The 538-nt window shown below is 53.7% G+C and carries 1 pseudogene; it reads left to right on the top strand.

Annotation, left to right across the window (positions count from 1 at the left end):
* Positions 1 to 444, top strand: a pseudogene (locus QCE79_RS33500) (hypothetical protein); the annotation flags it as partial.
* Positions 445 to 538: the final 94 nt, after the last annotated feature.

The following is a 538-nucleotide window of genomic DNA, read 5'->3' on the forward strand; positions in this document are numbered from 1 at the left end:
GGTATTACTGGATGGCAAGACGGCGAGGCGCAATCAGCCGCAGCTTATTGCTTTAAAGCGTGGTTGAGCAATCGCGGCGGCGCGGGGAATCACGAACATACTGCGATTCGCGCTCACGTAAAAGCGTTCTTCGAAGCGCATGAAGAGTCTCGCTTTACCGACTTAAACGACATGTCGGAAAGACCGACGATTAATCGAGCGGGATTTAAAAGAACGGTTGACGGTGTTGTTGAGTATCTCGTTTTTCCGGAGGTATTTAAACGCGAAATTTGCAATGATCTGGATGCAAAAAACGCCGCCAAGCTTCTTATCGATTCTGGCTGGATCAGGCCTGCCGCAAACGGGTGGGCGCAGCGCGCTGAGCGACTTCCCGGGAAGGGGCCGACGCGCATGTACGTCTTCACTTCGTCGCTCTGGTCGGGAAACTCTTCACCATCCTGCTGAATATCGCTGTTACGGCTGTTACGCTGTTACAAAAACGCGCAAAGCCCCAGTGGGCGGGGCTTTGCGCGTAACAGCGAAAGCGTAACAGCGAAGC

The organism is Caballeronia sp. LZ003, from assembly GCF_031451465.1.
GTDB lineage: Bacteria > Pseudomonadota > Gammaproteobacteria > Burkholderiales > Burkholderiaceae > Caballeronia.